This window comes from Streptomyces dioscori, assembly GCF_003024195.1.
GTDB classification, from domain to species: Bacteria; Actinomycetota; Actinomycetes; order Streptomycetales; family Streptomycetaceae; genus Streptomyces; species Streptomyces dioscori.
In genome coordinates, this window is record NZ_KZ679039.1 from 23,562 (window position 1) to 46,605 (window position 23,044).

20 protein-coding genes and 1 pseudogene are annotated in these 23,044 nt (G+C 71.5%); 13 read left to right on the forward strand and 8 right to left on the reverse strand.

What is annotated here, in order from left to right; all coding sequences use genetic code 11:
* Positions 1–12 precede the first annotated feature (12 nt).
* The 6 genes from C6Y14_RS04715 to C6Y14_RS04740 form a co-directional block, all read right to left on the reverse strand.
* Complete coding sequence (locus tag C6Y14_RS04715) at positions 13–1,104, reverse strand: CHAD domain-containing protein (RefSeq protein WP_107015229.1); 1,092 nt, start codon at positions 1,102–1,104, stop codon at positions 13–15.
* A complete protein-coding gene (locus tag C6Y14_RS04720) occupies positions 1,085–3,463 on the reverse strand; it encodes an RNA degradosome polyphosphate kinase (RefSeq protein WP_107015230.1) in 2,379 nt (792 codons plus the stop codon). Before C6Y14_RS04720 ends, C6Y14_RS04715 begins: the two co-directional genes overlap by 20 nt.
* A 385-nt stretch (positions 3,464–3,848) precedes the next feature.
* Complete coding sequence (locus C6Y14_RS04725; RefSeq protein ID WP_225890905.1) at positions 3,849–4,688, reverse strand: hypothetical protein; 840 nt, start codon at positions 4,686–4,688, stop codon at positions 3,849–3,851.
* The gene (locus tag C6Y14_RS04730; protein ID WP_107015231.1) at positions 4,685–5,704 is read right to left on the reverse strand and encodes a hypothetical protein; all 1,020 of its coding nucleotides are present in this window, start codon (positions 5,702–5,704) and stop codon (positions 4,685–4,687) included. Before C6Y14_RS04730 ends, C6Y14_RS04725 begins: the two co-directional genes overlap by 4 nt.
* The gene (locus C6Y14_RS04735; RefSeq protein ID WP_107015232.1) at positions 5,701–6,813 is read right to left on the reverse strand and encodes an ABC transporter ATP-binding protein; all 1,113 of its coding nucleotides are present in this window, start codon (positions 6,811–6,813) and stop codon (positions 5,701–5,703) included. The genes C6Y14_RS04730 and C6Y14_RS04735 overlap by 4 nt, the downstream gene beginning before the upstream one ends.
* Positions 6,810–7,199 carry a GntR family transcriptional regulator gene (locus C6Y14_RS04740; protein WP_107015233.1) on the reverse strand — a complete coding sequence of 130 codons (390 nt, stop codon included), beginning with the start codon at positions 7,197–7,199 and terminating at the stop codon, positions 6,810–6,812. Before C6Y14_RS04740 ends, C6Y14_RS04735 begins: the two co-directional genes overlap by 4 nt.
* Before the next feature lie 196 nt (positions 7,200–7,395).
* On the opposite strand from C6Y14_RS04740, the gene C6Y14_RS04745 reads away from it, so the two are divergent.
* The 6 genes from C6Y14_RS04745 (at position 7,396) to C6Y14_RS04765 (ending at position 12,163) form a co-directional block, all read left to right on the forward strand.
* Positions 7,396–7,938: an RNA polymerase sigma factor gene (locus C6Y14_RS04745; RefSeq protein WP_107015234.1), complete on the forward strand. Its 543-nt coding sequence runs from the start codon at positions 7,396–7,398 to the stop codon at positions 7,936–7,938.
* 38 nt (positions 7,939–7,976) lie between these two features.
* Complete coding sequence (locus C6Y14_RS04750; RefSeq protein WP_107015797.1) at positions 7,977–8,846, forward strand: cupin domain-containing protein; 870 nt, start codon at positions 7,977–7,979, stop codon at positions 8,844–8,846.
* Positions 8,846–9,010 (forward strand): hypothetical protein, encoded by a 165-nt coding sequence (locus C6Y14_RS43920; RefSeq protein WP_159074167.1) that lies wholly within the window; start codon positions 8,846–8,848, stop codon positions 9,008–9,010. The genes C6Y14_RS04750 and C6Y14_RS43920 overlap by 1 nt, the downstream gene beginning before the upstream one ends.
* Before the next feature lie 86 nt (positions 9,011–9,096).
* Positions 9,097–9,987, forward strand: a complete 891-nt coding sequence (locus C6Y14_RS04755) for an ABC transporter ATP-binding protein (RefSeq protein ID WP_107015235.1) — start codon at positions 9,097–9,099, stop codon at positions 9,985–9,987.
* On the forward strand, positions 9,984–11,510 hold the full coding sequence (locus C6Y14_RS04760) for an ABC transporter permease (protein WP_107015236.1): 1,527 nt from the start codon (positions 9,984–9,986) through the stop codon (positions 11,508–11,510). Before C6Y14_RS04755 ends, C6Y14_RS04760 begins: the two co-directional genes overlap by 4 nt.
* A 5-nt stretch (positions 11,511–11,515) precedes the next feature.
* Positions 11,516–12,163, forward strand: a complete 648-nt coding sequence (locus C6Y14_RS04765) for an ABC transporter (protein WP_225890906.1) — start codon at positions 11,516–11,518, stop codon at positions 12,161–12,163.
* Between the two features lie 98 nt (positions 12,164–12,261).
* Here C6Y14_RS04765 and mshD read toward each other — a convergent pair whose 3' ends face one another.
* Positions 12,262–13,227, reverse strand: a complete 966-nt coding sequence (mshD, locus tag C6Y14_RS04770; protein ID WP_107015238.1) for a mycothiol synthase — start codon at positions 13,225–13,227, stop codon at positions 12,262–12,264.
* A 293-nt stretch (positions 13,228–13,520) separates the two neighbouring features.
* Between mshD and C6Y14_RS04775 the strand changes: the two genes are divergently transcribed.
* From C6Y14_RS04775 to C6Y14_RS04780, 3 genes are all read left to right on the forward strand, one after another.
* On the forward strand, positions 13,521–15,347 hold the full coding sequence (locus tag C6Y14_RS04775) for a bifunctional metallophosphatase/5'-nucleotidase (RefSeq protein ID WP_107015239.1): 1,827 nt from the start codon (positions 13,521–13,523) through the stop codon (positions 15,345–15,347).
* A 277-nt stretch (positions 15,348–15,624) separates the two neighbouring features.
* Positions 15,625–15,759, forward strand: coding sequence for a hypothetical protein (locus tag C6Y14_RS45485; protein ID WP_263973018.1), 135 nt, complete (start codon positions 15,625–15,627; stop codon positions 15,757–15,759).
* A gap of 125 nt (positions 15,760–15,884) precedes the next feature.
* Entirely contained in the window at positions 15,885–17,651 is a 1,767-nt protein-coding gene (locus tag C6Y14_RS04780; protein ID WP_107015240.1) for an ABC transporter ATP-binding protein, read from the forward strand.
* 58 nt (positions 17,652–17,709) lie between these two features.
* On the opposite strand, the pseudogene C6Y14_RS04785 reads toward C6Y14_RS04780, so the two are convergent.
* Positions 17,710–18,687: pseudogene (locus tag C6Y14_RS04785) on the reverse strand (pectinesterase family protein); the annotation flags it as partial.
* 358 nt (positions 18,688–19,045) lie between these two features.
* Between C6Y14_RS04785 and C6Y14_RS04790 the strand changes: the two are divergent.
* The 4 genes from C6Y14_RS04790 to C6Y14_RS04800 all read left to right on the forward strand — a co-directional run bounded on the left by C6Y14_RS04790 (position 19,046) and on the right by C6Y14_RS04800 (position 23,016).
* Positions 19,046–21,955, forward strand: a complete 2,910-nt coding sequence (locus C6Y14_RS04790) for an NACHT domain-containing protein (protein ID WP_107015242.1) — start codon at positions 19,046–19,048, stop codon at positions 21,953–21,955.
* A 33-nt stretch (positions 21,956–21,988) separates the two neighbouring features.
* Complete coding sequence (locus tag C6Y14_RS43925; protein ID WP_159074168.1) at positions 21,989–22,180, forward strand: hypothetical protein; 192 nt, start codon at positions 21,989–21,991, stop codon at positions 22,178–22,180.
* A 168-nt stretch (positions 22,181–22,348) separates the two neighbouring features.
* Complete coding sequence (locus C6Y14_RS04795; RefSeq protein ID WP_107015243.1) at positions 22,349–22,696, forward strand: DUF6247 family protein; 348 nt, start codon at positions 22,349–22,351, stop codon at positions 22,694–22,696.
* The gene (locus tag C6Y14_RS04800; RefSeq protein WP_107015244.1) at positions 22,693–23,016 is read left to right on the forward strand and encodes a hypothetical protein; all 324 of its coding nucleotides are present in this window, start codon (positions 22,693–22,695) and stop codon (positions 23,014–23,016) included. Before C6Y14_RS04795 ends, C6Y14_RS04800 begins: the two co-directional genes overlap by 4 nt.
* Positions 23,017–23,044: the final 28 nt, after the last annotated feature.

Sequence of the window (23,044 nt, forward strand, 5' to 3'; positions counted from 1 at the left end):
TCGGTCAAGCCGTCACGGAGTGCCGACCGTCTCCCTCATCCAGGCCCGCTGAAACGTGAACCTGGCCGCTTCCACTTCGTGCCGCTGGTCGGCGTGGAGCACCCCGAGCGCGTACGCCGTCGCAGGTGCGATCCGCGGGGTGCGGGCCGCCGAGGCCGCCGCCGCGGCCGCCTCCGCCGCGTCGCGGTGCCGGTCCAGGGCCTTGCCCGCGTTCAACAGACGGACGTCGAGGAGGACTTCGTCGCCGAACAGGACCTCGCGTGCGTAGCGGTGCAGGCGCAGCAGGAGGCGTACCTGGTGCCAGGGGGCGTCCTGGGGCTGCGGGGCCGTGTCGGCGGAGAGGCCGTGCACGAGGGCCTCCGAGTTGTAGGGGTGGCCCGCGGTGACCAGGGGCAGTCCGGTGACGGCGTCGCGGAGGCGGTCCTCCGCGGCGGCGGCCAGCGGCTTGAGCCCGGCGGAAGCCGCGTCGGCCGTCGCGGTGGTCACGGCCGTCGTCGCGGCCGCGGTGAGCGGGACCTCGCTGGCCAGTACGGCGACGTTGTCGGCGACGGCGTGGAAGCGGCTGGAACCCAGGGCCTGGAGCGCGGCCGAGTGCGCGCGGGTGCGGGCGAGGGTCAGCTGGCGCTCCAGGAGGGCGCCCGCCTTGGCCGCGCCGACGGTCAGCTGGCTCTTCTCCCGCCGTACGTCGGAGGTGGCCTGCGCGGGGAACGCCGCCGATCCGGACAGCCGGTGCAGTGCCGCGAGCAGCCGCTCCTGCCGGGCCCCGTACGCGTGTTCGCGGGCCAGGGTTCCCGAGAGCCAGGCCAGTTCGGGGCGCATGGTCTCCGACCAGCCCTCGTCGAGGAGGGGCCGGAAGGTGTGCAGGGTGCCGCTGATGCGGCGGGCCGAGCGGCGCAGGGAGCGCGCCGCGTCCACGGCCTCCTTCGAGCCGTTGTCCCCCACGCTCGACTGCGCTCGCGCGGGGGGACCCCCACCTGCCGCGCCACCGGTCTCCCGGTGCTGGCGCAGCGCGCGGAGGAACTCCGTGGCCTGGGCCCGGAGGTATGCCGCGAGGGCGTCCCCGGCCACGGGTCCGGCCGTCGGGTCAAGGTGTTGCTGTGCCACGCCGGCGCCTCCGGGCGTCTATGAGCATCTCCTGGACGTTGCGCAGGGGCTGGCCCTCGGCGTCGGTCGCGTGCCGGGTCCATTCGCCGTCGGGGCCGAGGTGCCAGGAGGAAGTGGTGTCGGACATGCCGGTCTCGAACAGCCGGTTGAGGGCCGACCGGTGGGCCGGGTCGGTGATCCTCACCAGGGCTTCGATACGCCGGTCGAGGTTGCGGTGCATCATGTCGGCGCTGCCTATCCACACCTCGGGCTCGCCGCCGTTGCCGAAGCCGAAGACCCGGGAGTGTTCGAGGAAGCGGCCGAGGACGGACCGTACGCGGATGTTCTCCGACAGGCCCGTGACTCCCGGTCGTACCGCGCAGATTCCGCGTACCCAGACGTCGACCGGTACGCCGGCCTGGGAGGCGCGGTAGAGCGAGTCGATGAGTGCCTCGTCCACCATCGAGTTGACCTTGATGCGGACATGGGCGGGACGTCCGGCACGGTGGTGCTGGACCTCCTTGTTGATGCGCGCTATCAGGCCGTCGCGCAGGGATTTGGGCGCGACGAGCAGACGGCGGTAGGTCTCGCGGCGGGAGTAGCCGGAGAGCCGGTTGAAGAGGTCGGAGAGGTCCGCGCCCACCTGTGGGTCGGCGGTCAGGAGTCCCAGGTCCTCGTACAGGCGGGCGGTCTTGGGGTGGTAGTTGCCCGTGCCGACGTGGCTGTAGCGGCGCAGGGTGTCGCCCTCCTGGCGCACCACGAGCGACAGCTTGCAGTGGGTCTTGAGGCCGACGAGGCCGTAGACCACGTGGCAGCCCGACTCCTCCAGTTTACGGGCCCACTTGATGTTGGCCTGCTCGTCGAAGCGTGCCTTGATCTCGACGAGGACAAGGACCTGCTTGCCGGATTCGGCGGCGTCGATGAGGGCGTCCACGATGGGGGAGTCGCCCGAGGTGCGGTACAGCGTCTGCTTGATGGCCAGTACGTCCGGGTCCGTCGCTGCCTGCTCCAGGAACGCCTGGACGGAGGTGGAGAACGAGTCGTACGGGTGGTGCAGCAGGACGTCGCGCTCGCGCAGGGCCGCGAAGATGTCGGGCGGGGACGCCGACTCGACCTCCGCGAGATCGCGGTGGGTGCCCGCGATGAACTTCGGGAACTTCAGCTCGGGGCGGTCGAGGGCGCCGATGCCGAAAAGACCGGTGAGGTCCAGAGGGCCGGGGAGCGGATAGACCTCCGCCTCGGAGATCTTCAGCTCTCTCACCAGCAGGTCCAGTACGTACCGGTCGATGGACTCCTCGACCTCCAGGCGCACCGGCGGGCCGAAGCGGCGCCGCATGAGTTCCTTCTCCAAGGCCTGGAGGAGGTTCTCGGCGTCGTCCTCCTCGACCTCCAGGTCCTCGTTCCTGGTGAGGCGGAACGTGTGGTGCTCCAACACCTCCATGCCGGGGAAGAGCTCCTCCAGATGGGCCGCGATGACATCCTCGATGGGGACGAAGCGGTTCGGGGAGGCCTCCAGGAAGCGGGAGAGCAGCGGCGGCACCTTCACGCGCGCGAAGTGGCGGTGCCCGGAGACCGGGTTGCGCACGACGACCGCGAGGTTAAGCGACAGACCCGAGATGTACGGGAAGGGGTGCGCCGGGTCGACCGCGAGGGGGGTCAGGACCGGGAAGATCTGGTGCCGGAAGAGCGTGAAGAGGCGCGCCTGCTCCTTCTCGGACAGCTCGCTCCAGCGGACGAGGTGGATGCCCTCCTCCGCGAGCTGCGGCGCCACGTCCTCCTGGTAGCAGGCGGCGTGCCGGGCCATGAGCTCGCGCGAGCGGGCCCAGATCATCTCCAGCACCTCGCGGGGCTGCAGGCCCGAGGCCGAGCGGGTGGCCACGCCGGTGGCGATGCGCCGCTTCAGACCGGCCACCCGGACCATGAAGAACTCGTCCAGGTTGCTGGCGAAGATCGCCAGGAATTTCGCCCGTTCGAGAAGGGGCGTGTTCGGATCCTCGGCGAGTTCGAGGACCCGTTCGTTGAACGCGAGCCAACTGCGCTCCCGGTCGAGGAACCGGCCCTGCGGAAGCTGGACGCCGTCCTGCACCAGATCCTCGTACTCGTCGAGGTCGGCGTCGAGGTCGGGCTCCAGGTCGGAGACGTTCGCCGCCACGGTGTGCGGGCGGTGCGCGGCTATGGAACCGACGGACGGCTGCGGGTGCTGGACCTGCGCCTGTGCATTGGGCTGGTTCATGAACCCATTCTTCCGTGCCGGGCCGGAAACAGGCGCGTCGGAGAGAGCGGGCGGAAGCGCCGCGAGGAGGTGCGGGCTTCCGTTCCTCCTCCGGGAGGAGGGCTCGCGCTCCGGCGGAGGCGAGGGCTCGGGCGGACGGGGGTTCATTGCCCGAGGGTCGCAAGCCAGTCTGAATCACTGGTTACGGCGACATGACGTGCGGGATATCGGGGGGAGGCCCCCCGACGTCTACATGGCGGACGACTATGCCCCGACCCCCGCCGGAGGGGCCGTCCCCCCCCCGATAGGGGCGCGGGGAACGGCGCAATCTTCAGCCTTCGCCTCCAGGCGCGCGGAGAACGCAGCAGGCTTTCGCTCTCAGGGGCGCGGGGAACGGCGCAGTCTGTTGTCTTTGGCTCCTGGGGGCGCGGGGAACGGCGCAGTCTTTTGCTTTCAGGGGCGCGGGGAACGGCGCAGTCTGTTGCCTCTGGCTTCTAGGGGCGCGGGGAACGGCGCGACAAGCCCCCACCGGACCGGCACACACATCCGGCCCTCACCCCGTACGGCGCCGAAGCACAAAGAACGCAGCCCCCGTGGCAACCACGGCGACCCCGAGCACGACCCCGGTCTCGACCAGATGCATCGGCCAGTAGTGCGACTCGGGATGCAGCCCGTTCGCAGCCGTCGGCCAGAGATCCCCCCGGTGCTCCTCCAGGTTGTGGTTGACCACGTACATGCCCGCGCAAGCGACACCCACCGCCGGCAGCGACCGCCGCAGCACGACCCCGGCGAGCGCCCCCACCCCCAGCCCGCACAGCCCGTACGCGACCAGCGCCGGCCCTCGCGCGGCGAACACGTCGTTGAACGTCCAGTCGTCGCCCATCAGGTCCCGGTCGGCCGCCCAGGCCCAGCGGAACACGAGGACGAACACCGTCCCGCCTGCCACCAGCAGCAGCGCGGGCACCGCGAGCTTGGCGGCCAGCCAGCTCGTCGGGGAGACCGACTGCGTCCAGGCCAGCTCGGCGGTGCCGTTCTCCAGCTCACGCCCCACCAGCGCGCCGCCGGCGAACGCGGCCACGGCGAAGAAGCTGTAGTAGACGAGCGTGGAGGCCCAGCTGATGCCCCCGCCGTAATGGATCACGGCCTGGCGCCGGCAGAGACCGCCGGTCCGTGCGCACGCGGACATTCCCTCCCGTACGGAGTCCGCCGTCACCTCGACCTGCCACACCAGCGTGCCGAGGGCGGCCAGCAGGAACGCGCCCCACACGATCAGCGCCGCGCGGTGCAGCCGCAGCACGGTCCACGGCAGTCCGGTACGCAGTGACAGTCCGGTGCGCAGTGACAGTCCGCTGTTCAGTGACGGTCCGGTGTTCAGTGACGGTCCGGTGTTCATACGGCGGCTCCCGAGGCAGCGGTACGACGGCGGAGCAGGACGAACGAGGCGGTGGCCGCGAGGGCGGCGACCGCGAGGACGATCCCGGTCTCGGTGAGCTGCAGAGGCCAGAAGTGGGACTGCGGGTGATAGGTGGCCCAGACGTCGGCGAGGTCGTTGTGGGCCAGGCAGCTCCGCAGGTCGGCGACACTGCTGTCGGCGGTGGTGCAGGCCATGTTGTTGCCGATGCGGACGCCCTCGTCGGTGATCACCCCGCGGTCGAGCTGGAGGGCCTTGTCCGGCAGGCTCAGGGACGCGGCACCGGTGACCGTGACCGTGGGCCACATACTCGGCCGGTACTGATCACCCAGATGGGTGATGGCGAACATGACGGCGACGGCGACGCCCAGGGCGGGCAGCGTTCGGCCGGTGACCAGGCCCGCGAGGACGCCGACGGCCAGACCGCAGAGGGCGTACGCGACGGCGACGGTGCCGTTGGAGCGAAAGCCGTACGCGTCGAACCAGTCCGTCCACAGCAGGTTCTCGCCGCCGTCCCACATCAGGCGGTGCAGGGGGATCAGCAGAGCCGTGCCCACGCTGACCAGCAGCGCGGGGACGGCGAGTTTCGCGGCGAGCCAGCGGGCCGGGGAGACGGACTGGGTCCAGGCGAGATGCGCTGTGCCGTTCTCCAGTTCGCGACCGACGAGGGCCGCGCCCGCCCAGGCGGCGACGAGGAGGGGGAGGAAGGCGACGACGAGGGTGGTGAGGGCCACGGCCGTGCTGTACCGGCTCAGCCAGGGGCCGCCGGGGAAGTGGCAGGCCTCGATGTCCCTGCGGCACTGGTCCTGGACGTCCGCGGAGGCGGTCCCGTAACCCGGCCCGTACGCCCACAGCATCGTGGCCGCGAGGGCCACCATCAGCAGCAGCCAGAACCACAGCGCCGACCGGTGCAGCCGTACGACGGAGCGGGCGAGCCCGAGAGCGGCCCCTGGGACCCGGACCGGGGCCGGACGTGTGGAGGCGAGGAGAGTCGTCATGGGCGCGCGTTCTCCTCACCGGTCACGTCGGTCACGTCGGTCACGTCGGTCATGTCGGCTGTCCCGGTCCCGCCGGTCTCCTCGGTGAACAGGTCCGGTGCCTCGGGATTGCGCAGATGGGCCAGGAGCAGCTCTTCCAGGGAGGGCGCGGCGGTCTCCCAGCCGTCGGTGGGCGGGCTGTTCGGCCCGTCCGTGCGGATCAGCGCGGTGAGCTGGCGCCCCGTACCGTGCGACTCGACGACGGTGTGGCCCGAGAGGTCGCGGGCCGGGCCGGTCAGCAGGGTGTGCGCGGCGAGCAGCTGTTCGGGGTCGCCGCCGAGCCTGATCCGGCCGCCGCCCATGAGGAACAGGTGGTCGCAGACGCCCTCCAGTTCGGCGACGACGTGCGAGGACATCACGATGGTCGTGCCGTGCTCGGCGGCCTCGCCCAGCAGGGCTCCGAGGAGTTCGCGGCGGGCCAGCGGGTCGAGGTCGGCCATCGGCTCGTCCAGCAGCATCAGCTCGGGCCGTTTGCCGAAGGCCAGGGCGAGGGCGACCCGGGTCCGCTGGCCGCCGGAGAGCGAGCGGATCCGGTCGCGGGGGTGGAGGCCGCCCTCCCGGACCACGCCCGGCACCAGGTTCGGCCCCACGCCCGGCCCCACGCCCGGCACCGGATCCGCAGCGGCCTCCCCATGCATGTCCCCGTACGCGGACCCGGACTCCTCCCCGTACGGGTCCGCGTACGGGTTCGCGTACACCGGCCCGTACGCGATCCGTTCCGCGGCCTCCCGGTCCCAGCGGGCGCGGTTCAGTTCGGCGCCGAGGCGGAGGGTGGCGGCGACCGTGAGCTGGGGCGGCAGCGGCTTGGCCTGCGCGACGTAGGCGAAACGTTCACGCGCTCGGGCGGGAGTCGTACCGAGGACCTTCAGCGTGCCCTCGGTGGGGCGTATCAGACCCGCGGCCAACGCGAGGAGAGTCGATTTACCCGTGCCGTTGGGCCCGACCAGGGCGCAGATCCGCCCCGCGGGCAGGTGGAACGAGCAGTCCTGTAGTACAGGTCCCCGCCTGCGCCGGTACCGCTTGCCGAGCCCGACCGCTTCGAGCGCGGTCCCTTCGCCGTCCCTGTTCATCGCTCCCCCTCAGGGCACTTCTCGTCCAGTACGGAGGTGAAGAGCGCGGAGATGTCCTCGCGCTCCAGACCTTCCTTGCGTGCCTCGTCCAGCCAGGCCGTCAGCTTCGAGCGCAGGGCGGTGTGGTCGGCGGGTGCGGAGCCCAGGGAGCGCCGCACGAAGGTGCCGATGCCGCGTCGTGCCTCGACCAGGCCCTCACGTTCCAGCTCGCGGTAGGCCTTGAGGACGGTGTTCGGATTAATCGCGGTGGCCTCCACGACCTCGCGGGCCGTGGGGAGCTTGTCGCCCGGTTCGAGGACGCCCAGGCGCAGTGCCTGCTTCGTCTGCTGGACGATCTGGACGTAGGTGGCGACACCGCTGCGCCGGTCGATGCGGTACTCGACCACGCGACCATCACCCTTTCACTAATTGAGTAGTGAAAGGGTGATGGTCTCGGTGGGTGCCTGTCAAGGCCTGTCGAGGCCTGTCGAGGCCTGTCGAGGCCTGTCGAGGTGATGCGGCGGTTCCTAAGGTGAATGAGAGATTCCGGAAACTTCTCGCGGAGGCGTGAACCGATCCGCGGGGCTCGTGCGATGAGGGGGTGTGAGGGAAACGAGAAGCGACGGGGATCTGCTGCGGGCCATCGCGGCGGACGGTGACCGGCGCGCCTTCGAGGAGCTGTACCGGCGGTATGCGCCATGGCTCGGAGCAAGGCTGCGCGGTCGCTGTTCCGACGCGGGGACGGTCGACGAGGTCGTGCAGGAGACGTTTCTCGCGGTGTGGCGCGGCAGTGCCCGCTACCGCGAGGAGGGTGACGTGGCCGGCTGGCTGTGGCGCATCGGCTCGCGGCGGCTCATCGACGCCCTGCGCGGCGACGGCGCCCGGGGCCGGATGCGGCAGGCGCTGGCGCGGCTGCGGCACCGCGAGGAGGCGTCCGCGGAGGAGCGCGTGCTCGCGGGGGTGGAGCACGGGGACCTCGCGGGCGCCCTGGTCCGGCTGTCGCCGGAACTGCGCTCGGTTCTGCAGGCCACGGTCATAGACGGGCTGACCACCCGCGAGGCGGCCGTCCTGCTCGGCATCCCGCCGGGGACGGTCAAGACACGGGCGCTTCGGGCCCGCAAGCAGCTGCGGGAGGAGTTGGCATGAGCGACGGCGACACGAACGAGACGCGCGATCCGGGCGCGATGACCTGGCATGTCGCGGAGGACGACCTCCGGGCGTATGTACGGGGCGAGCTGGCGGCCCCGATGCTCTGGTCGGCCGACACGCACCTCATGGCCTGCGCGCACTGCCGGGCGGTCCTCGCCGAGGTGAGCGACCCGGTCCCGCTGGACGAGGGATGGGAGCGGCTCGACGCCGAGCTGGACGTGCCGCGACCGGGGTTCCTGGAGTCGATGCTCGTCCGGGCCGGGGTGGCCGACCACACCGCGCGACTGCTGGCCGCGACACCGGTGCTGCGCAGGTCGTGGCTGAGCGCACTCGTCGCCGTGCTGTTCTGCACGGTGATCGCGACCAGCTCCGCCGGGGCGCCCGACAGCCCGGCGCTGTTCCTCGCCCTCGCCCCGCTGCTGCCCCTCGCCGGGGTCGCGCTGTCGTACGGTCCGGTCCTCGACCCGACGTACGAGATGGCCGTGGTGTCGCCGATGCACGGGTTCCGGCTGCTGATGATCCGCACGGTGCCGGTGCTGGCCACCGCGCTCGCCCTGAACGGCCTGGCGACGCTCGCGCTTCCCTCGTACGGACTGCGTGCCCTGGCCTGGCTGCTGCCGGCGCTCGCGCTCACCTCGACCGGGCTCGCGCTGACGCCCCGGCTGGGCCCGGTCCTCGCGCCGAGCCTGGTCGGCGGTACGTGGATCGCTGTGCTGCTGATCGCGCAGGGGACGACCTCCGAGGGCACTCTCGCGCCCTACACGGTGGCGGGGCAGAGCGTCGCCGCCGCGGTCGCCGTGCTCGCCGCCGGACTGTTCTATCTCCGCCGCGACCGCTTCGACTCGACCTCCGCGCACACACCGTTCGCGGGCTTCACGGGCTACACGGACGGGGGTGCGGCGTGATGTCGGTCGCCTGGCGCAGGCGCTTCAAGCTGGTCGGAGCCGTACTGCTGATGATCGCTTCGGTCGTCCTCAAACTGCTCTACTTCGCCGTCCTGGTCCTCCTGGCCGTCTCCTCCGGCAAACGGGGCTCGTCCTCCTCTTCCTCCGGTGGGGGCGACGGATGAGGGCCCTTCGCCGCCGCACCCTCCCCTTCACTTCCCCCTCCCCCTCCTGCTTTCGCTCTCTTCCACGGGATCCACTGGAGTCACGCATGTCTGACCTGTCCTCGGTACCTTCTGCGGCGCCGACGGTGTCCGCCGCCGGGCTGACCCTCCGGTACGGAGGGACGGCCGCCCTCGACGACGTGTCCGTGCGGCTCGGCGAGGGAGTCACCGGGCTGCTCGGGCCCAACGGAGCCGGAAAGACCACCCTGCTGCGGGTCCTGGCCACGGCCGTGCCACCGGACAAGGGAGCGTTCACGGTGCTCGGCAACGACCCGGGCACATCGGCCGGACGGCAGGAGGTGCGGCGCGCGCTCGGCTATCTGCCGCAGGCGCCCGGTTTCCACCCGGACTTCTCGGCCTTCGAGTTCGTCGACTACGTGGCGATCCTCAAGGAGCTGACGGACCGCACCGCCCGGCACCGCGAGGTGCGGCGGGTCCTGGACGCCGTCGCGCTGTCCGACGTACGCAGCAAGCGGATCAAGAAGCTCTCCGGCGGGATGCGCCAGCGGGTCGCGCTGGCCGCCGCCCTGGTCGGCGACCCCGGTTTCCTGGTCCTCGACGAGCCGACCGTCGGCCTCGACCCCGAACAGCGCATGCGGTTCCGGGAGTTGATCGCCCGGGCGGGCGAGGGGCGGACCGTCCTGCTGTCCACCCACCAGACCGAGGACGTAGCGATGCTCTGCCACCGCGTGATCGTCATGGTCCGCGGCCGGGTCCGCTTCGAGGGCACCCCCGCCGAGCTGACCGCACGGGCGGCCGGGCGGGTGTGGAGCAGCACCGAACGCGACCCGGGCGCGTGGGCCGGCTGGCGCACGGGCACGGGCTCCTTCCGCAACGTCGGTGAGCCGCCCGAGGGCGCCGACATGGTCGAACCGACCCTGGAGGACGGCTACCTCCTCACGCTCGACGGGGAGTCCTCGGAGGTGGCGCCCGCATGAGCACCGCACTGGAGACTCCCGTACGGGCCGCCGGGCCCACGCACCGGCCACGCCCCTGGGCGGCGGTGTTCGCCCTCGCCCGCTTCGAGGCGCGCGAACTGCGGATGAACATGTCCTTCCTCGCCCTCGCGGTCCTGTACATGATCTGGATCGTCTGGCAGACCACTCAACGCCAGAGCGACTTCCCGATACTGCAGAACGTCGATCGCGGCACGCAGATGATGCCGGTGCTGATCGGGCTGGCCGTCATGCTCAACGTCAACCGCGCGGTCCTGCGCTCCCGCCGGCGCGACACCGACCGGCACTTCGACGTCCTGGTCGTCGAGCCCTGGCGGCGCACGATCGCCCATGTGCTGTCCGCCGTCCCGGCCGCCCTGTTCATCGCCGTGTGCGTGACCGTCCAGTTCACCTGGGCCGCGCTCAAGCCGGGCGCGGTCGGACACGGTTCGCCCGCCGAACTCGCCGTCGGCCCGCTGACGGTCCTGCTGTTCGGCGTGCTGGGCGCGCTCTTCGGGCGCCTGTTCCTCTCCATCCTCGCCGCACCGATACTTCTCGTCCTTCTGCTCTTCGCCATGACCTTCGCGGCGCCTCCGTCCGGGAACAACTGGGTGAGCTGGCTGTACCCGGTGGTCTCCGAGACCGGCTCCGACGCGTTCCCCTCCGACCTGCTGGAGCGCCCGGCCGCCTGGCACGTCCTGTACCTCGTCGGGCTCGCCCTGCTTGTCGCCCTTCTCGCAGTGCTGGCTAGCGGCGGCCGTTCGACGGTCGTCAAGGCGACCGTCGCGGCATCCCTCGCCCTCACGCTGGTGGGCGCGGTCGGCCAGTCCGGCGGCACCCCGGCCGGGTCGACACCGGCCCGCGAGCGGGCGTCGGTCACCCCGGAGAAGATCCGCAAGTGCGTCGAGCACGGCAGATCCTCGTACTGCGCCTTCCCCGAGTGGACGGGCCGCACAGCCGACTGGGCCGCCGTGGTCGACCGCGTGCAGAAGCTCGCCGGCGGCAGGGCAGGCGGCGAGCGGCTGACCGTGGAACAGCGCCTCGACGCCCGTTACGGCCTGGAGTCCGACACCCTGCTCCCCCCTTCCACCGAACCCGGCCGTGTGACGGTCCGCACCGAGTGGGGCGGCAACCGCGTCCCCGAGTTCGCCGTCGCCGTCGCGTCCGTGCTGGTGGCGGGCGACGAGAAGGCGGGCACCGAGGTCTGCGACGCCCGGGTGGTGACCATCATGTGGCTGGCACTGGGCGGCGAGGCCGACCCGATGTCCGCGCTGAGCAACGTCCGCGTCGGTGACGGCGTCTCGGGCCCCGCGCTCGTCCTGTCGCCCACCGAGCCCTTCAGCATGAGCGCCGAACAGACACGCATCGTCGCTGAGTTGCTCAAAAAGCCGCGTTACGACGTCGCCGGCAAGGTGAAGGCCAAGTGGACGGAGCTCACCTCGCCCGAGACGTCGATGGCACGGGTGGCGGAACTGCTGAACGTGTCGGCCGAGGGAGCCTCGGACGGTGACGCATGCGACGAGTGACGGCCATGACGCGCGCTCTTCTCCCGCCCGTGTGGCGCTCGTTGCCCCGGCGCGCGCTCGCGGCAGCCGCCGCGGTGGGGCTGCTGCTGGCCGCCGTCCCGCGCCTGCAGTCCGGCCCGCCCGATCCGCTGGTCGGTCTCTACTCGCTGCGGGCCGCCGCGCTCGTCCTCGCCCTGGGCCTGGCGTTCCTGCTGGACGATCCGGCCCGGCACATCACCTCGGCGGTCCCGGTCCGCCGTCCGGTGCGGGTCGCCCTGCGCGTGGCGCTGGTCGCCCCATGGGCCGCGCTCACGTGGACGACGGCCCTGCTCCTCGTACCGGAGAGCTCCCGCCCTCCGGCCGGCGCACTCACCCTGGAGGCGGCGGCCACGGCGGTACTGGCCCTGGCCGCGGCAGCTCTGTCCATACGTCGCACCCGGACCACGGAGCCAGGAGCAGCGATATCAACGTGGCTGCTGGCCACGGGGGTTACGGCGGCCCTGTTGCTGCCGCCCGACTGGACCCTGTTCGTAACCCCGGACGACCCCCACTGGCACTCCACCCACGACCGCTGGACGCTGCTGCTGATCGTGGCGGCGGCGCTGGCAGCGAGATCGGTCACGGAACCACTACGAGGCCGCCCTTTCAGGCGCCCTTCGCCTGAGCCCCTTTAGGGGCGCGGGGAACTGCGCGACAAGCCCCCACCGGACCGGCACTTTCCCACCGGACCTACTGAACCCGCCCCCATCCGGTCAGGACTCCTCAGGGCTCCTCAGGACTCCGTCCGATACATCAGGTCCGTCTCATGCACCACAAACCCCAACCGCTCATACACAGCCACCGCGGCCAAGTTGTCCGCATCGACGTACAACATCGCGTCCGGCACCCCGATACCCGCCAAGTGCCGGAGACCAACCGCGGTGAGGGCCTTGCCCAGCCCACCTCCCTGCGCATCGGGCCGCACCCCGACGACGTACACCTCGCCCAGCCCCTCGGCCTCGTGGACCTTCGTCCAGTGGAAGCCGACCAGTTCGTCGCCGCGGAAGGCGAGGAAGAACCCGGCCGGATCGAACCACGGCTCGGCCTTACGCGCGTCGAGGTCCCGCTGCCCGAGGGACCCCTGCTCGGGATGGTGAGCGAATGCGGCGGCGTTCGCGGCGAGCCAGGCCGCGTCGTCCTCGCCGGGTACGAACGTACGGACCCGCACGCCGTCCGGGAACGTCGGTTCGGGCAGGTCGAGCCCGGTCAGGGGCCGCCGCATCTGACGCAGTTCGCGGAAGAGCGCGAGCCCGAGGACCTGCGCGAGGTGGCGGGCCGCAGCGTGTCCGCCGTGGGCCCACACCCGCAGCCGCTTGCCGGACTCGGCGAGCAGCGCGTTGCCCAGTGCCCGCCCGTGCCCGTGCCCCCGGTGCGCGGGGTGGACGACCAGTTCGGCGGCCGGCGCCTCGACGGGGTCGGTGTCCTCCAGCTGCGCGTACCCGACGAGCAGCCCCTCGGCGCTCAGCAGCAGATGGCGGATTTCGTCCCGTGCCTCGCCGCGCAACTGCAGCCGGCCCTGTTCGGACACCGCCTGCTGTCCGTCGGTCCGGGCGGCCTCCGCGAGGAGGGCCAGCACGGCCTCGGTCTGCTCGGGGCTCAGCGCGGTGAGGACGTCGATGGAGCGGGCCGTGGGAGTACCGCCCTGGCCGAGCGAGGCCGAGAGCTTGCGGGCAGCCGGTGCGGTGTCGTCGCTGGTCATGGGTACGAGGGTACGACGTGTCCGGTTCATGGCGAAGTGGCCCGCCAGGGCCCGTCGGGAGCAGCACGCGACCGGTGCGCAGCCGGTGAGCGGTCGGTGCGCAGCCGGTGGGGAGGCCGGTGCCCGGGCAGGACGCGGCGGGTACGTGGCCGGTACGCGACCTGTCCGTTTCATGGCGAAAAACCCCTCGTGGCAACCAGTCCGTAACCCCGAACCCCCTGTCGCGCTACGCGCGTTGACTCTAGGCTGCGCCGGGACGGGGCCCACATATCAGCCGACCCACAGGGGGGCGCATGTCAGCCATACCTCAGCCGTTCCGCCCAAGACGCCGCACCACCCGCCTCCTCGCGGGCGTCGCGGGCGTCGCCACCATCGGCGCGCTGGTCGCGGCGCTTCCCACGTCCGCGTCCGCGTCCGCGGGCGAGTCGGCGAAGAAGCACGGGCACGGGCACCAGAGCCCGTCCCGCTACCAGGACGTCCAGCTGCTGTCCTTCAACGACCTGCACGGCAACCTGGAGCCGCCGTCCGGCTCCTCCGGCCGGGTCACCGAGATCCAGCCCGACGGCACCACCAAGACGATCGACTCGGGCGGTGTCGAGTACCTGGCGACGCACCTGCGCCAGGCCCGCCAGGGCAACAAGTACTCCGTCACCGCGGCGGGCGGTGACATGGTCGGCGCCTCGCCGCTGATCTCGGGTCTCTTCCACGACGAGCCCACCATCGAGGCGCTGAACAAGCTCGACCTCGATGTGACGAGCGTCGGCAACCACGAGTTCGACGAGGGCGCCAAGGAACTGGGCCGTCTGCAGAAGGGCGGCTGCCACCCCACGGACGGCTGTTACGTGGAGGGCCGGAAGTTCAAGGGCGCCGACTTCCCCTACCTCGCGGCGAACGTCCTCGACGAGAAGACCAAGAAGCCGATCCTCAAGCCCTACTGGGTGTGGAAGAAGAACGGCGTGAAGATCGGCTTCATCGGGGTCACGCTGGAGGACACCCCGGGAGTCGTCTCCGCCGAGGGTGTGAAGGGCCTCAAGTTCAAGGACGAGGTCGAGACGATCAACAAGTACGCCAAGGAGCTGGAGAAGCAGGGCGTCAAGTCGGTCGTCGCGCTGATCCACGAGGGCGGGCTGCCGGCCTCGTCGGCGTACAACTACGACTGTGACTCGCCCGGTGGCGGCGACGGCATCTCCGGCCCCGTCGTGGACATCGCGAAGAACGTCACGCCGAAGGTCGACGCGCTGGTCACCGGCCACACGCACGCCGCGTACGCGTGCACGATCGACGACCCGTCGGGCAAGCCCCGTACGGTCACCTCGGCGGCGTCCTTCGGGCGGCTCTACACCGACACGACGCTGACGTACGACCGCCGCACCGGCGACATCGCCCGGACCGCCGTCGCCTCCGCGAACCACGTGGTGACGCGTGACGTGGCCAAGGCCCCGGACATGACCGACCTGATCACCAAGTGGAACGCCCTCGCGGCACCGATCGGCAACAAGCCCATCGGGTACATCTCCGGTGACATCACCAACGTCGGCACCGAGTCCCCGATCGGCGACCTGATCGCCGACGCGCAGCTCGCGTACGGCAAGGAGCTGGATCCCGAGACCGACCTGGCGCTGATGAACCCGGGCGGTATCCGGGCGCCCCTGACCTACGCGGCCAAGGGCAGCGAGGGCGACGGAGTGGTGACGTACGCGGAGGGCTTCACCGTTCAGCCGTTCGCCAACACCGTGAATCTGCAGAGCTTCACCGGCGCCCAGGTGGTGCAGGTGCTGAAGGAGCAGGTCAGCGGTACGAACGCGGCCTCGCCGAAGGTGCTGCAGATTTCGTCGGGCCTGACCTACACGCTCGACCTCACCAAGAGCGGCGCCGACCGGGTCGTCACCGACTCCATCAAGCTGAACGGCGCCGCGATCGACCCGGCCGCCACCTACCGCGTCGCGACGAACAGCTTCCTCGCGGGCGGTGGCGACGGCTTCACCACGCTGGGCCTCGGCACCGACGACCTGGTGGGCGACGACGACCTCGCGGCCCTGGAGAAGTACCTGTTGGCCAACTCGTCGGCGACGGCCCCGATCGCGCCGCCCGCGGCGAACCGGATCACCGTCGTCCAGTAGTCCCTGGGACAGATCGCGCACCGCAGGGAGGAGGGCCGCGAAAGTCGTCATTCGCGGCCCTCATGATCGGTAGATAAACTCCGGGTGAGCGGCGTAATAAAGTCTGTGTGAACAGGGAACTGGTTCCCGACTCCGTCTGAAAACTGTCTCAGCCGCAATTCATCGAGGTCTCAGTGGATTTGGCGATTTCCGTCTCCGTGCTCCCGTAGTGTTTTCCATGTCGAGCCGAACAGGGCTTAAGGCAAAGAGAAGACCCGTAGACGAAAGAGGAAATCCCATGAGCTTCCACAAGGTCACCCCGGTCCGCAAGTCCCGCAAGTCCGCTCCCGCCGCCAAGAAGCAGGCCGCGAAGCCCGCGCCGAAGCGTGCCGCCAAGCAGCAGCAGAACCGCCGCCCGGTCGGCAACAAGTAGGCGACGCCACGAGGCGGGGTCCCCGGATTCGATCCGGGGACCCCGCCTCGGCCATTTCCCGGAACGAGCCCGGGAAATGGAAGGGAAAAGACCAGGACGCGGGCAGGGAAAGGTAATTGAACGCCATGCGGGAAGTACGGGAGGCATTCGCGCGTTTCTGGCCGCTGACGCGCGGCGACCGCCGATGGCTGGTGCTGATCATCGCCTGCGTGATCGCGGCCGCGCTGGCGGAGACGGCGTCGATCCTGCTTTTCGCGGAACTCACCGACCACGCGCTGCAAACCGGTTCGCTCAGCGCTTTCTGGGGCCCGGCCGGTGCCTGGCTGGCAGTGGCCGTGCTCGGCGCGGCCGTCGGTTATCTCGGCAACTCCCTCGCGATCCGCACGGCCGAGAGATTCGTCCTGCGGCTGCGCGCCGGTGTCTTCCGCCATGTCCAGGACCTGCCCCCGCACTTCTTCCAGCGCCACCGCCGCGGCGATCTGGTGGAACGGCTCACGGGTGACGTCGAGGCCATCGAACAGATGGTGGTCTCGGGCGCGGTGGGGGCGGTCTCGGCCGCCTTCTCCGCGGTCTTCTACTCCGCCGCCGCGCTCTGGCTGCGCTGGGACCTCGCCCTGGTCACCTTCCTCCTCGCCCCTCTCTTCCTGCTCGCGGCCCGCCGCTTCGCCGGCCGCGTCCAGAAGGCCGCCAGGGACGAGCGGACCGCCGACGGCGCGATCACCTCGGTCGTCGAGGAGTCGCTCGGCAACATCGTGCTCACGCAGGCGTACAACCGGCGCGGGGCGGAGGAGAAGCGGCTCGACCGTGAGGCGCGCGCCTGGCTGCGGGCCAGTGTGCGCGGGGCCCGCGCGAGTGAGATGTACGAGCAGTTCGTCGAGGTCGTGGAGACGCTCTGCGTGCTCACGGTGATCGGGCTCGGCGCCTGGGAGATCGCGCAGGGCCGGATGTCCCTGGGCCAACTCCTCGCCTTCGCGGCCTTCCTCGGCTACCTCTACCCGCCGATCCGCGACCTCGGACAGCTCGGTCTGACCCTGACCGCCGCGACCGCCGGAGCGCAGCGGCTCCAGGAGATCCTGGACACCGAGCCCGCCGTCACCGACCCCGCGGCCCCGGCCGGGGAGTGGCCCGTACAGGGCCGGGTCTCCTTCCACCACACCTCCTTCCGCTACCCGGGCGCGGAGCGCGACAGCCTGCACGAGGTGTCGTTCACCGCGCAGCCCGGCGAGTTCGTGCTGGTCACCGGCGTGAGCGGGGCGGGAAAGTCGACCCTCACCAGACTCCTGACCCGGTTCTACGACCCCTGCGCCGGGGTGATCTGCCTGGACGGCGTCCCGCTCACGGACATCACCCTGGACTTCCTGCGCGAGAACGTGGCGCTGCTGCCCCAGGAGACCCTGGTCCTGCACGGCACGATCCGCGAGAACATCGCCTGCGGGCGGCCGGGCGCGACGGACGAGGAGATCGAACGGGCCGCACGGGACGCCGACGCCCACGCGTTCGTCCGTTCTCTCCCTCACGGATACGAGACGCTGATCACGCCCGGTACGGCCGTGCTGTCCGGCGGGCAGCTCCAGCGGGTGGCCATCGCCCGCGCGATGCTCCGGGCCGCCCCCGTCCTCGTACTCGACGAACCGACCGCCGGGCTCGACGCGCTCGCCGCACGCCGGGTCGTACAGCCGTTGCGGCGCCTGGTGTCCGGCCGGACGACCGTGATGATCACGCACGATCTGACGCTCGCGCCGGACGCCGACCGGATCCTCGTCGTGGACGGCGGACGGCTGGTGGAGCAGGGCACGCACGAGGAACTGCTCGCGTACGGGGGTACGTACGCGCGGTTGGCGGGCCCGCTCCCGACGGAGACGACGATGCCGCTGCTCCAGCCGAGCCCGTAGATCCGGCTCTCCGGCTCTCCGATTCTTCCCCGGCTCTCCGGCTCTCCGAGTTTTCGGGTCAGGAGGCGGTGGGGGTCCAACCGGCCAGCCAGTCCGCGACCTCCTGGCCGCCGGCCTGGGCGTCGGTCAGCTGCGGGCGGTCGCCGCTCGCGGCGCCCGAGCCGGGACCGGTGTTCCGGTACTCCGCGAAACGGTCGTCCTTCCAGGAGAAGCCGCCCATGTCCACCCACGGCGTCGACCTGATCGCCGCGCTCAGCGTGGAGTCGCGCACGGTGGTCTGCGGGTCGAGGGTCGCGTCGCCGCCCGCGTGCCAGTTGCGGCCGAGGTAGAAGGTCCCGGCGGACACGTCACCGTTCACGACCGAGCGGTTGACGAGGATGCCCTTGCGGTCGGCCGCGGTGCTGGGGGCGGTGACGTACCCGGCCGAGCTGCCGTCCCAGCGCTTCTTCAGGGTGATCACCGACTGGTCGATGACGGCGGTCGCGCGGCCGAAGATGAAGTCGACGTTCCCGACGACATAGGAGTTGCGGACGTAGACGCGGCCGAGTTTCTCCTTGGCGGCGGTGTCGAGGAGCAGGGTGTCCTGGTCGCCCTCGACGATCACGCCGTCGAGGAAGACCTGGTCGGCGGCGGTGCGCAGGGCCACGGCCTGATGTCCGCCGAGGCTCTGGTTGGCACCCTCGTCGAAGTCGTTGGAGAGCGTGAGGTTACGGGCCTGGAAGTCGTCCGCCTCCACGGCGACGGTGGCGCTGCCACTGGTCCCGTACGTACCGCCGCCGGGTTTCGCGGTCCCGGCCGCGTTGTTGTAGACGATGACGGTGTCCTTGCGGCTGCCGCCGCTGCCCTGGACGGTCACGTGCGGCTTGTTCGACGGGACCTTCACCAGCTCGCGGTACGTGCCCGGCTTCACGGAGATCACGACGCGCGAGGCGTTGTTCGCGGGCACGGCGTTCACGGCGGCCTGGACGGTCGAGTACATCCCGCTGCCGTCCTTGGCGACGGTGAGGGTGGTGGCCGCGGCGGCGTCGGTACCGGCTTCCACGGCAGTCGCGCCGTTCGTGGTGCAGACGGCCAGGGCCAGCGGGACGCCGACGGCCAGGGCGGTCCTGCGCGTGCGGAGACGGGCCTTGCTGCGGTGCACAGTCACGGGCGGCTTCCGTTCGTGTGGGGTGGACGGGGGAGACGGTCGGTCGCTGGTCGCCGCCCGTGCGGGAAAGGTTGCCGCGGCACGGCACACCCGGGCACCGCACACCCGGGCACGGCACACCCGGCCACGGGCATGTGCTCCCGTCATGCTTCCGCGCGCCTGTCCCCGTGGCCGGTGCGCCGGTACGTGGCCGCTCACCTCGTCGTTCACCCAGGAGAGCAGGTTCGGTACGAGGTCGGGGCGGGGCATGCGGATGCCGTTGGGGGACGCACGGGTACAGCGGCGGGTCGGGCTGGGCATGGGCGCCGCCGCGTTGCTCGCGCTCGCCGTCGCGCTGGCGGGCGGCGGCGGTCCCGACGGGACGTCGATGTGGATCTCCGCGGTTTCGGCGCTCATCTCGATCGGCGCCTTCCTGTCCGATCTGCTGCGCACGGAGGCGGACACCGGCACGAGCACCGACCGGCGGCAGCGGACGGCCGACGAACTCGCCGAGGCGGTGGAACTCCAGTGGGCGGCGGAGGCACGGCTGCGCCGGTTGCAGGACCCGGAGCCGCTGAACGTGCGCTGGTCCCGCGTCGGACCGCCGCTCGCCGATCGGCCCGACACCGTCCGGCGAGGTCTGCCGCTGCCGGAACCACGCGACGGCGACCGGCGGCTCGACCGGATCGTCGGGACGTTCATGGAGATCCCGTCCCGCCGACTGGTCGTACTGGGCGACCCGGGGGCCGGCAAGACCGTACTCGCCGTGCGGTTCGTGCTCGGCGCGCTCGCGGACCGGCAGCCGGGCGACCCGGTGCCGGTGCTGTTCCCCCTGGCGGGCTGGGACCCCACGTCCATGGCGCTGCGCGACTGGCTGGCCGAGCGACTGGCCGCGGAGTACCGGCCGCTGGCCGCCGTCACGGGCGATCGGACCATGGCCCGTGAACTGCTGGACGCCGGGCTCCTGCTGCCCGTGCTCGACGGGTTCGACGAGATCCCCGGCCCGGCGCACGAGACGGCGCTGCGGCGTCTCAACGCCGAACTCGACGAGCGGCTGCCCGTCCTGCTCACCTGCCGTACGGAGGACTGGACCCGGGCCGTGGGCGCCGGCGACGTGCTCACGGCCGCCGAGGTCGTACGGCTGCGACCGCTGGACCTCGCCACCGCGCGCGGCTACCTGGAGATCACCGCGCGACCCGACCCGCACGGCTCGACACCCTGGACCCCGGTCCTGGCGGACCCCTCCCCGCTCCTCACGGAGGTCATGTCCTCGCCTCTGATGGTGGCGCTGGCCCGCACGGTGTACGGGGACACCTCGCGCGACCCGGCCGAACTGCTGGACACCGGCCGCTTCCCCACCACCGGACATGTCGAGGCACACCTGCTGGCGGCCTGCGTCCCGGCGGCCTTCGGGGAGACGGGCCAGGGCGGCGGCACCGGCGGCACCTGGAGCCCGGACGCGGCGCACCGCTGGCTGCGCCGTCTCGCCCGCGACGTCGGTACGACCGGCACCTGGCGGCTGGCCTGGTGGGAGCTGCCGACGGCGATGCCCCGGGCGCTGCGCGTGCTCGGCCCCGCCGTGCTGGCGCTGCTCGCCTCGGCGGCGCTGCTGGTGCCGCTGGCCAAGTTCGGGCCCGGGGTGGTCGCCGACTGGGACAGCGTGCCGTCGACCGTCCTCAACTACGCGGGCATCCTGCTGGGCCTGTGCTTCGGACTGGCCCGGCTGCTGCCCGCCACGGCGCAGACTCCGCAGGGGCCGCGGCAGTTGGTGCGGCTGGCCCTGCGGATGGCCGCCGCGGCCACGGTGGTGGCGGTGGGCATGGGCCTGCTCGTACCGCCCCTGGTGAGTTCCCGGCTCGGCGCGGTGCTCACGCAGAGACCGGCCTGGTTCCTGAACGGCTGCTGTTTCGGACTGGTCCTGTCGATGATGTTCGGCGTCGCGGGTCTGTCCCGGCGCCCTCTCCCGATGGGCCTGCCGTGGGCGGGCAGCCCGAGCGGCCCGCGGACCGTGCGCGCGCTCGGCGCCGTCGTCGTCTTTGCCGGCCTCGCGATCTACGGCTATTCGCGGCAGACGGCGGTCGTCCCCGCCCTCACCTGCCTCGGCGCGGGGCTGCTGCTCCTCACGGCCGGACTGCGGCGCGGGGAGCGGACGGCGGCGCCCTACACCGGTCCGGGCGCCGTGCTGCGCGGCTTCGGCAGGGGACTGCGCCGGGGCTTCGTGGCCTGCACACTCATCGGGGTCTGCGTGGGGGCGCTGGTGGGCTGCGTGGCCGGTGCGTTCGCCGCGTACCGTATCCACTCGGCGCAGCCGCGGGTGAGCGGTGAGGTGATCGGGGGCTGGCGGCTCCAGGAGACGGCCGACGGCGACCGTACGGTCCGCTCGGTCGTCCCCGGGGAGTTCCTGCTGGTGGAGCGTACGGGGCTTGACGAGCCGTTCGCCGTGAAGGCGGGCGCCCGGATCTCGTGGGACGAGGAGGTCGGGGCGTACGAGGGGACGGTGACGATCCACGAGGACCGGGACGACGGCTGGGTGACCGTCTGGAAGGGCGGACCCGGCGACCGCGAGGGCGAGGCGGTCGACGCCCACAACCTCGTGCTCGCCCTGCCGTACGAGGCCGAACTCTGGCTCGCCCACCGCCCGGTCCGGGCCGTCGTGCTCGACGCGGTGGGCCCGTTCGCTGCCTTCGGCGTGCTCATCGGTGCGATCGGCGGCTGCGCCTCCGGTGTCTACCGCGCCCTGAACACCCCGTCCGACACCATGCGTGCGGCGGGCCCGCGCAGCACGTTGCGTACCGACCGGGACGCCACGCTCGCCAGGAGCGCGATCGCCGCGCTGCTCACCGGCGGGGTCTGCCTGGTACTGATCTCGGTCATGCCACCGGGCGGCACGCTGGGCACCATGCACACCGAGGTGTGGGTCCAGGTCGGCACGTCCTCGCTGGCGCTGAGCGCCTGGGGCCGCCTCGCCCCGGCGAGGATCTGGCTGGCCCTGACCGGCCGGGCACCGTGGCGGCTGATGGCCTTCCTGGAGGAGGCACACCGCCGCGGGGTGCTGCGCAGGTCGGGGGCGCACTACGAGTTCTGCCATCTACGCCTCCAACAGAGCCTGGCGGCGGCCCCGACGCCGGTGGTCGGCGCCGACCCGGTCCGCGCAGACGCGAGACGCACCCCTCTCTAGGAGCTTTGGAGGCGCGGATCGTCGCCGACGCCGATGCGCGCACCCCGGCTGGCCGCGACGCGCAGTACGTCCGCCAGGGACTCCACCGACCTGGTGCGCGAAACGGACGGCGCGTTCGCCCGCTCTCGGATCGTCGAGTACGGCTCCGGCGCCGGCCAGCACCTGCCCTGGGCCGCGTTCACGCAAGGCGTCAAGCGTGGGGTGGACCTGAATCCCGGCGGGTGAAGCGGGCGGGAAACCCGGACGGGGAGGCGGGCGGTCCGGTCATGGTGATGCCATGGCAGAGATCATGACCACAGACCCCTCGGCGGAGCCGCTGCGCGCACAATCCGTGCTGGGGCGGTGAGCGCGACTATGGTCGTGGACACGGCGCGTCGAAGGAGGACATCGATCATGGCTGCTCACGCTGCGGAATCCGATGCGGTGATCCCCCCCATGCCCGAGCGGACCCCGAAAGCGCTGCGCAGGGCGCTCGCCGAGGATGCTCCCCACCTTCTCCCCGACTTCGACAGGCACTGGAAGCGGGCGATCGCCGACACGTACGACCTCGGTCCCGTGCCCGCGTTCATGGCTCGCTGGTGGATCGAGTACGCGATCGCACGTGATCCGAAGCTCGATGCCCACCTGCATGACCTGGAACAGCGGGCGGCTGAAGCCACTGACATCGCCGAGGCCAAGGCCCTCCTCGAAGAGGCATCGGGGATTCGGCACGAGGCTCTGAGGGCGGAGCCCGGCGAGTGACCGACGAGTTCACGGGGCCGCCTTGGCAAATGGACTGGCGGCTTGACGCCCTCGCCGTCCGTGATGCGCTGCCCGAGCATGCGCGCAAGATGGTTGACGAGGCTCGTGCCGAGCTGGTCACCGCGAAGGACCCGTACTTCCGAGGCATCGAGGCCGATGCGGTTCTACCCGACGGCATGGCCGTCGAGCCGGCACGGTCCAGCAAGCCGAAGGGCGCTCGCCTGTTCTCCTTCGACCATGGAAACGGCTGGCTCACCTACACCTTCGTGTCCCGCGCAGAAGACCCGCAGATCATCGTGGAGCAGGTCTTCTGGCAGTGAACGGCCGGCCGGGTGGGTCGCTGTGACG

What these genes read in the sequence shown, in the direction of transcription:
- C6Y14_RS04720 (WP_107015230.1), bottom strand. Translation starts at nt 3,463, where the DNA reads ATGAACCCCCGTCCGCCCGAGCCCTCGCCTCCGCCGGAGCGCGAGCCC.
- C6Y14_RS04790 (WP_107015242.1), top strand. Translation starts at nt 19,046, where the DNA reads ATGCGGATGCCGTTGGGGGACGCACGGGTACAGCGGCGGGTCGGGCTG.
- C6Y14_RS43920 (WP_159074167.1), top strand. Translation starts at nt 8,846, where the DNA reads ATGTCGGTCGCCTGGCGCAGGCGCTTCAAGCTGGTCGGAGCCGTACTG.
- C6Y14_RS04765 (WP_225890906.1), top strand. Translation starts at nt 11,516, where the DNA reads ATGACGCGCGCTCTTCTCCCGCCCGTGTGGCGCTCGTTGCCCCGGCGC.
- C6Y14_RS04755 (WP_107015235.1), top strand. Translation starts at nt 9,097, where the DNA reads ATGTCTGACCTGTCCTCGGTACCTTCTGCGGCGCCGACGGTGTCCGCC.
- C6Y14_RS04775 (WP_107015239.1), top strand. Translation starts at nt 13,521, where the DNA reads ATGTCAGCCATACCTCAGCCGTTCCGCCCAAGACGCCGCACCACCCGC.
- C6Y14_RS04750 (WP_107015797.1), top strand. Translation starts at nt 7,977, where the DNA reads ATGACCTGGCATGTCGCGGAGGACGACCTCCGGGCGTATGTACGGGGC.
- C6Y14_RS04725 (WP_225890905.1), bottom strand. Translation starts at nt 4,688, where the DNA reads ATGAACACCGGACCGTCACTGAACACCGGACCGTCACTGAACAGCGGA.
- C6Y14_RS04760 (WP_107015236.1), top strand. Translation starts at nt 9,984, where the DNA reads ATGAGCACCGCACTGGAGACTCCCGTACGGGCCGCCGGGCCCACGCAC.
- C6Y14_RS04780 (WP_107015240.1), top strand. Translation starts at nt 15,885, where the DNA reads ATGCGGGAAGTACGGGAGGCATTCGCGCGTTTCTGGCCGCTGACGCGC.
- C6Y14_RS43925 (WP_159074168.1), top strand. Translation starts at nt 21,989, where the DNA reads ATGCGCGCACCCCGGCTGGCCGCGACGCGCAGTACGTCCGCCAGGGAC.
- C6Y14_RS45485 (WP_263973018.1), top strand. Translation starts at nt 15,625, where the DNA reads ATGAGCTTCCACAAGGTCACCCCGGTCCGCAAGTCCCGCAAGTCCGCT.
- C6Y14_RS04795 (WP_107015243.1), top strand. Translation starts at nt 22,349, where the DNA reads ATGGCTGCTCACGCTGCGGAATCCGATGCGGTGATCCCCCCCATGCCC.
- C6Y14_RS04730 (WP_107015231.1), bottom strand. Translation starts at nt 5,704, where the DNA reads ATGACGACTCTCCTCGCCTCCACACGTCCGGCCCCGGTCCGGGTCCCA.
- mshD (WP_107015238.1), bottom strand. Translation starts at nt 13,227, where the DNA reads ATGACCAGCGACGACACCGCACCGGCTGCCCGCAAGCTCTCGGCCTCG.
- C6Y14_RS04735 (WP_107015232.1), bottom strand. Translation starts at nt 6,813, where the DNA reads ATGAACAGGGACGGCGAAGGGACCGCGCTCGAAGCGGTCGGGCTCGGC.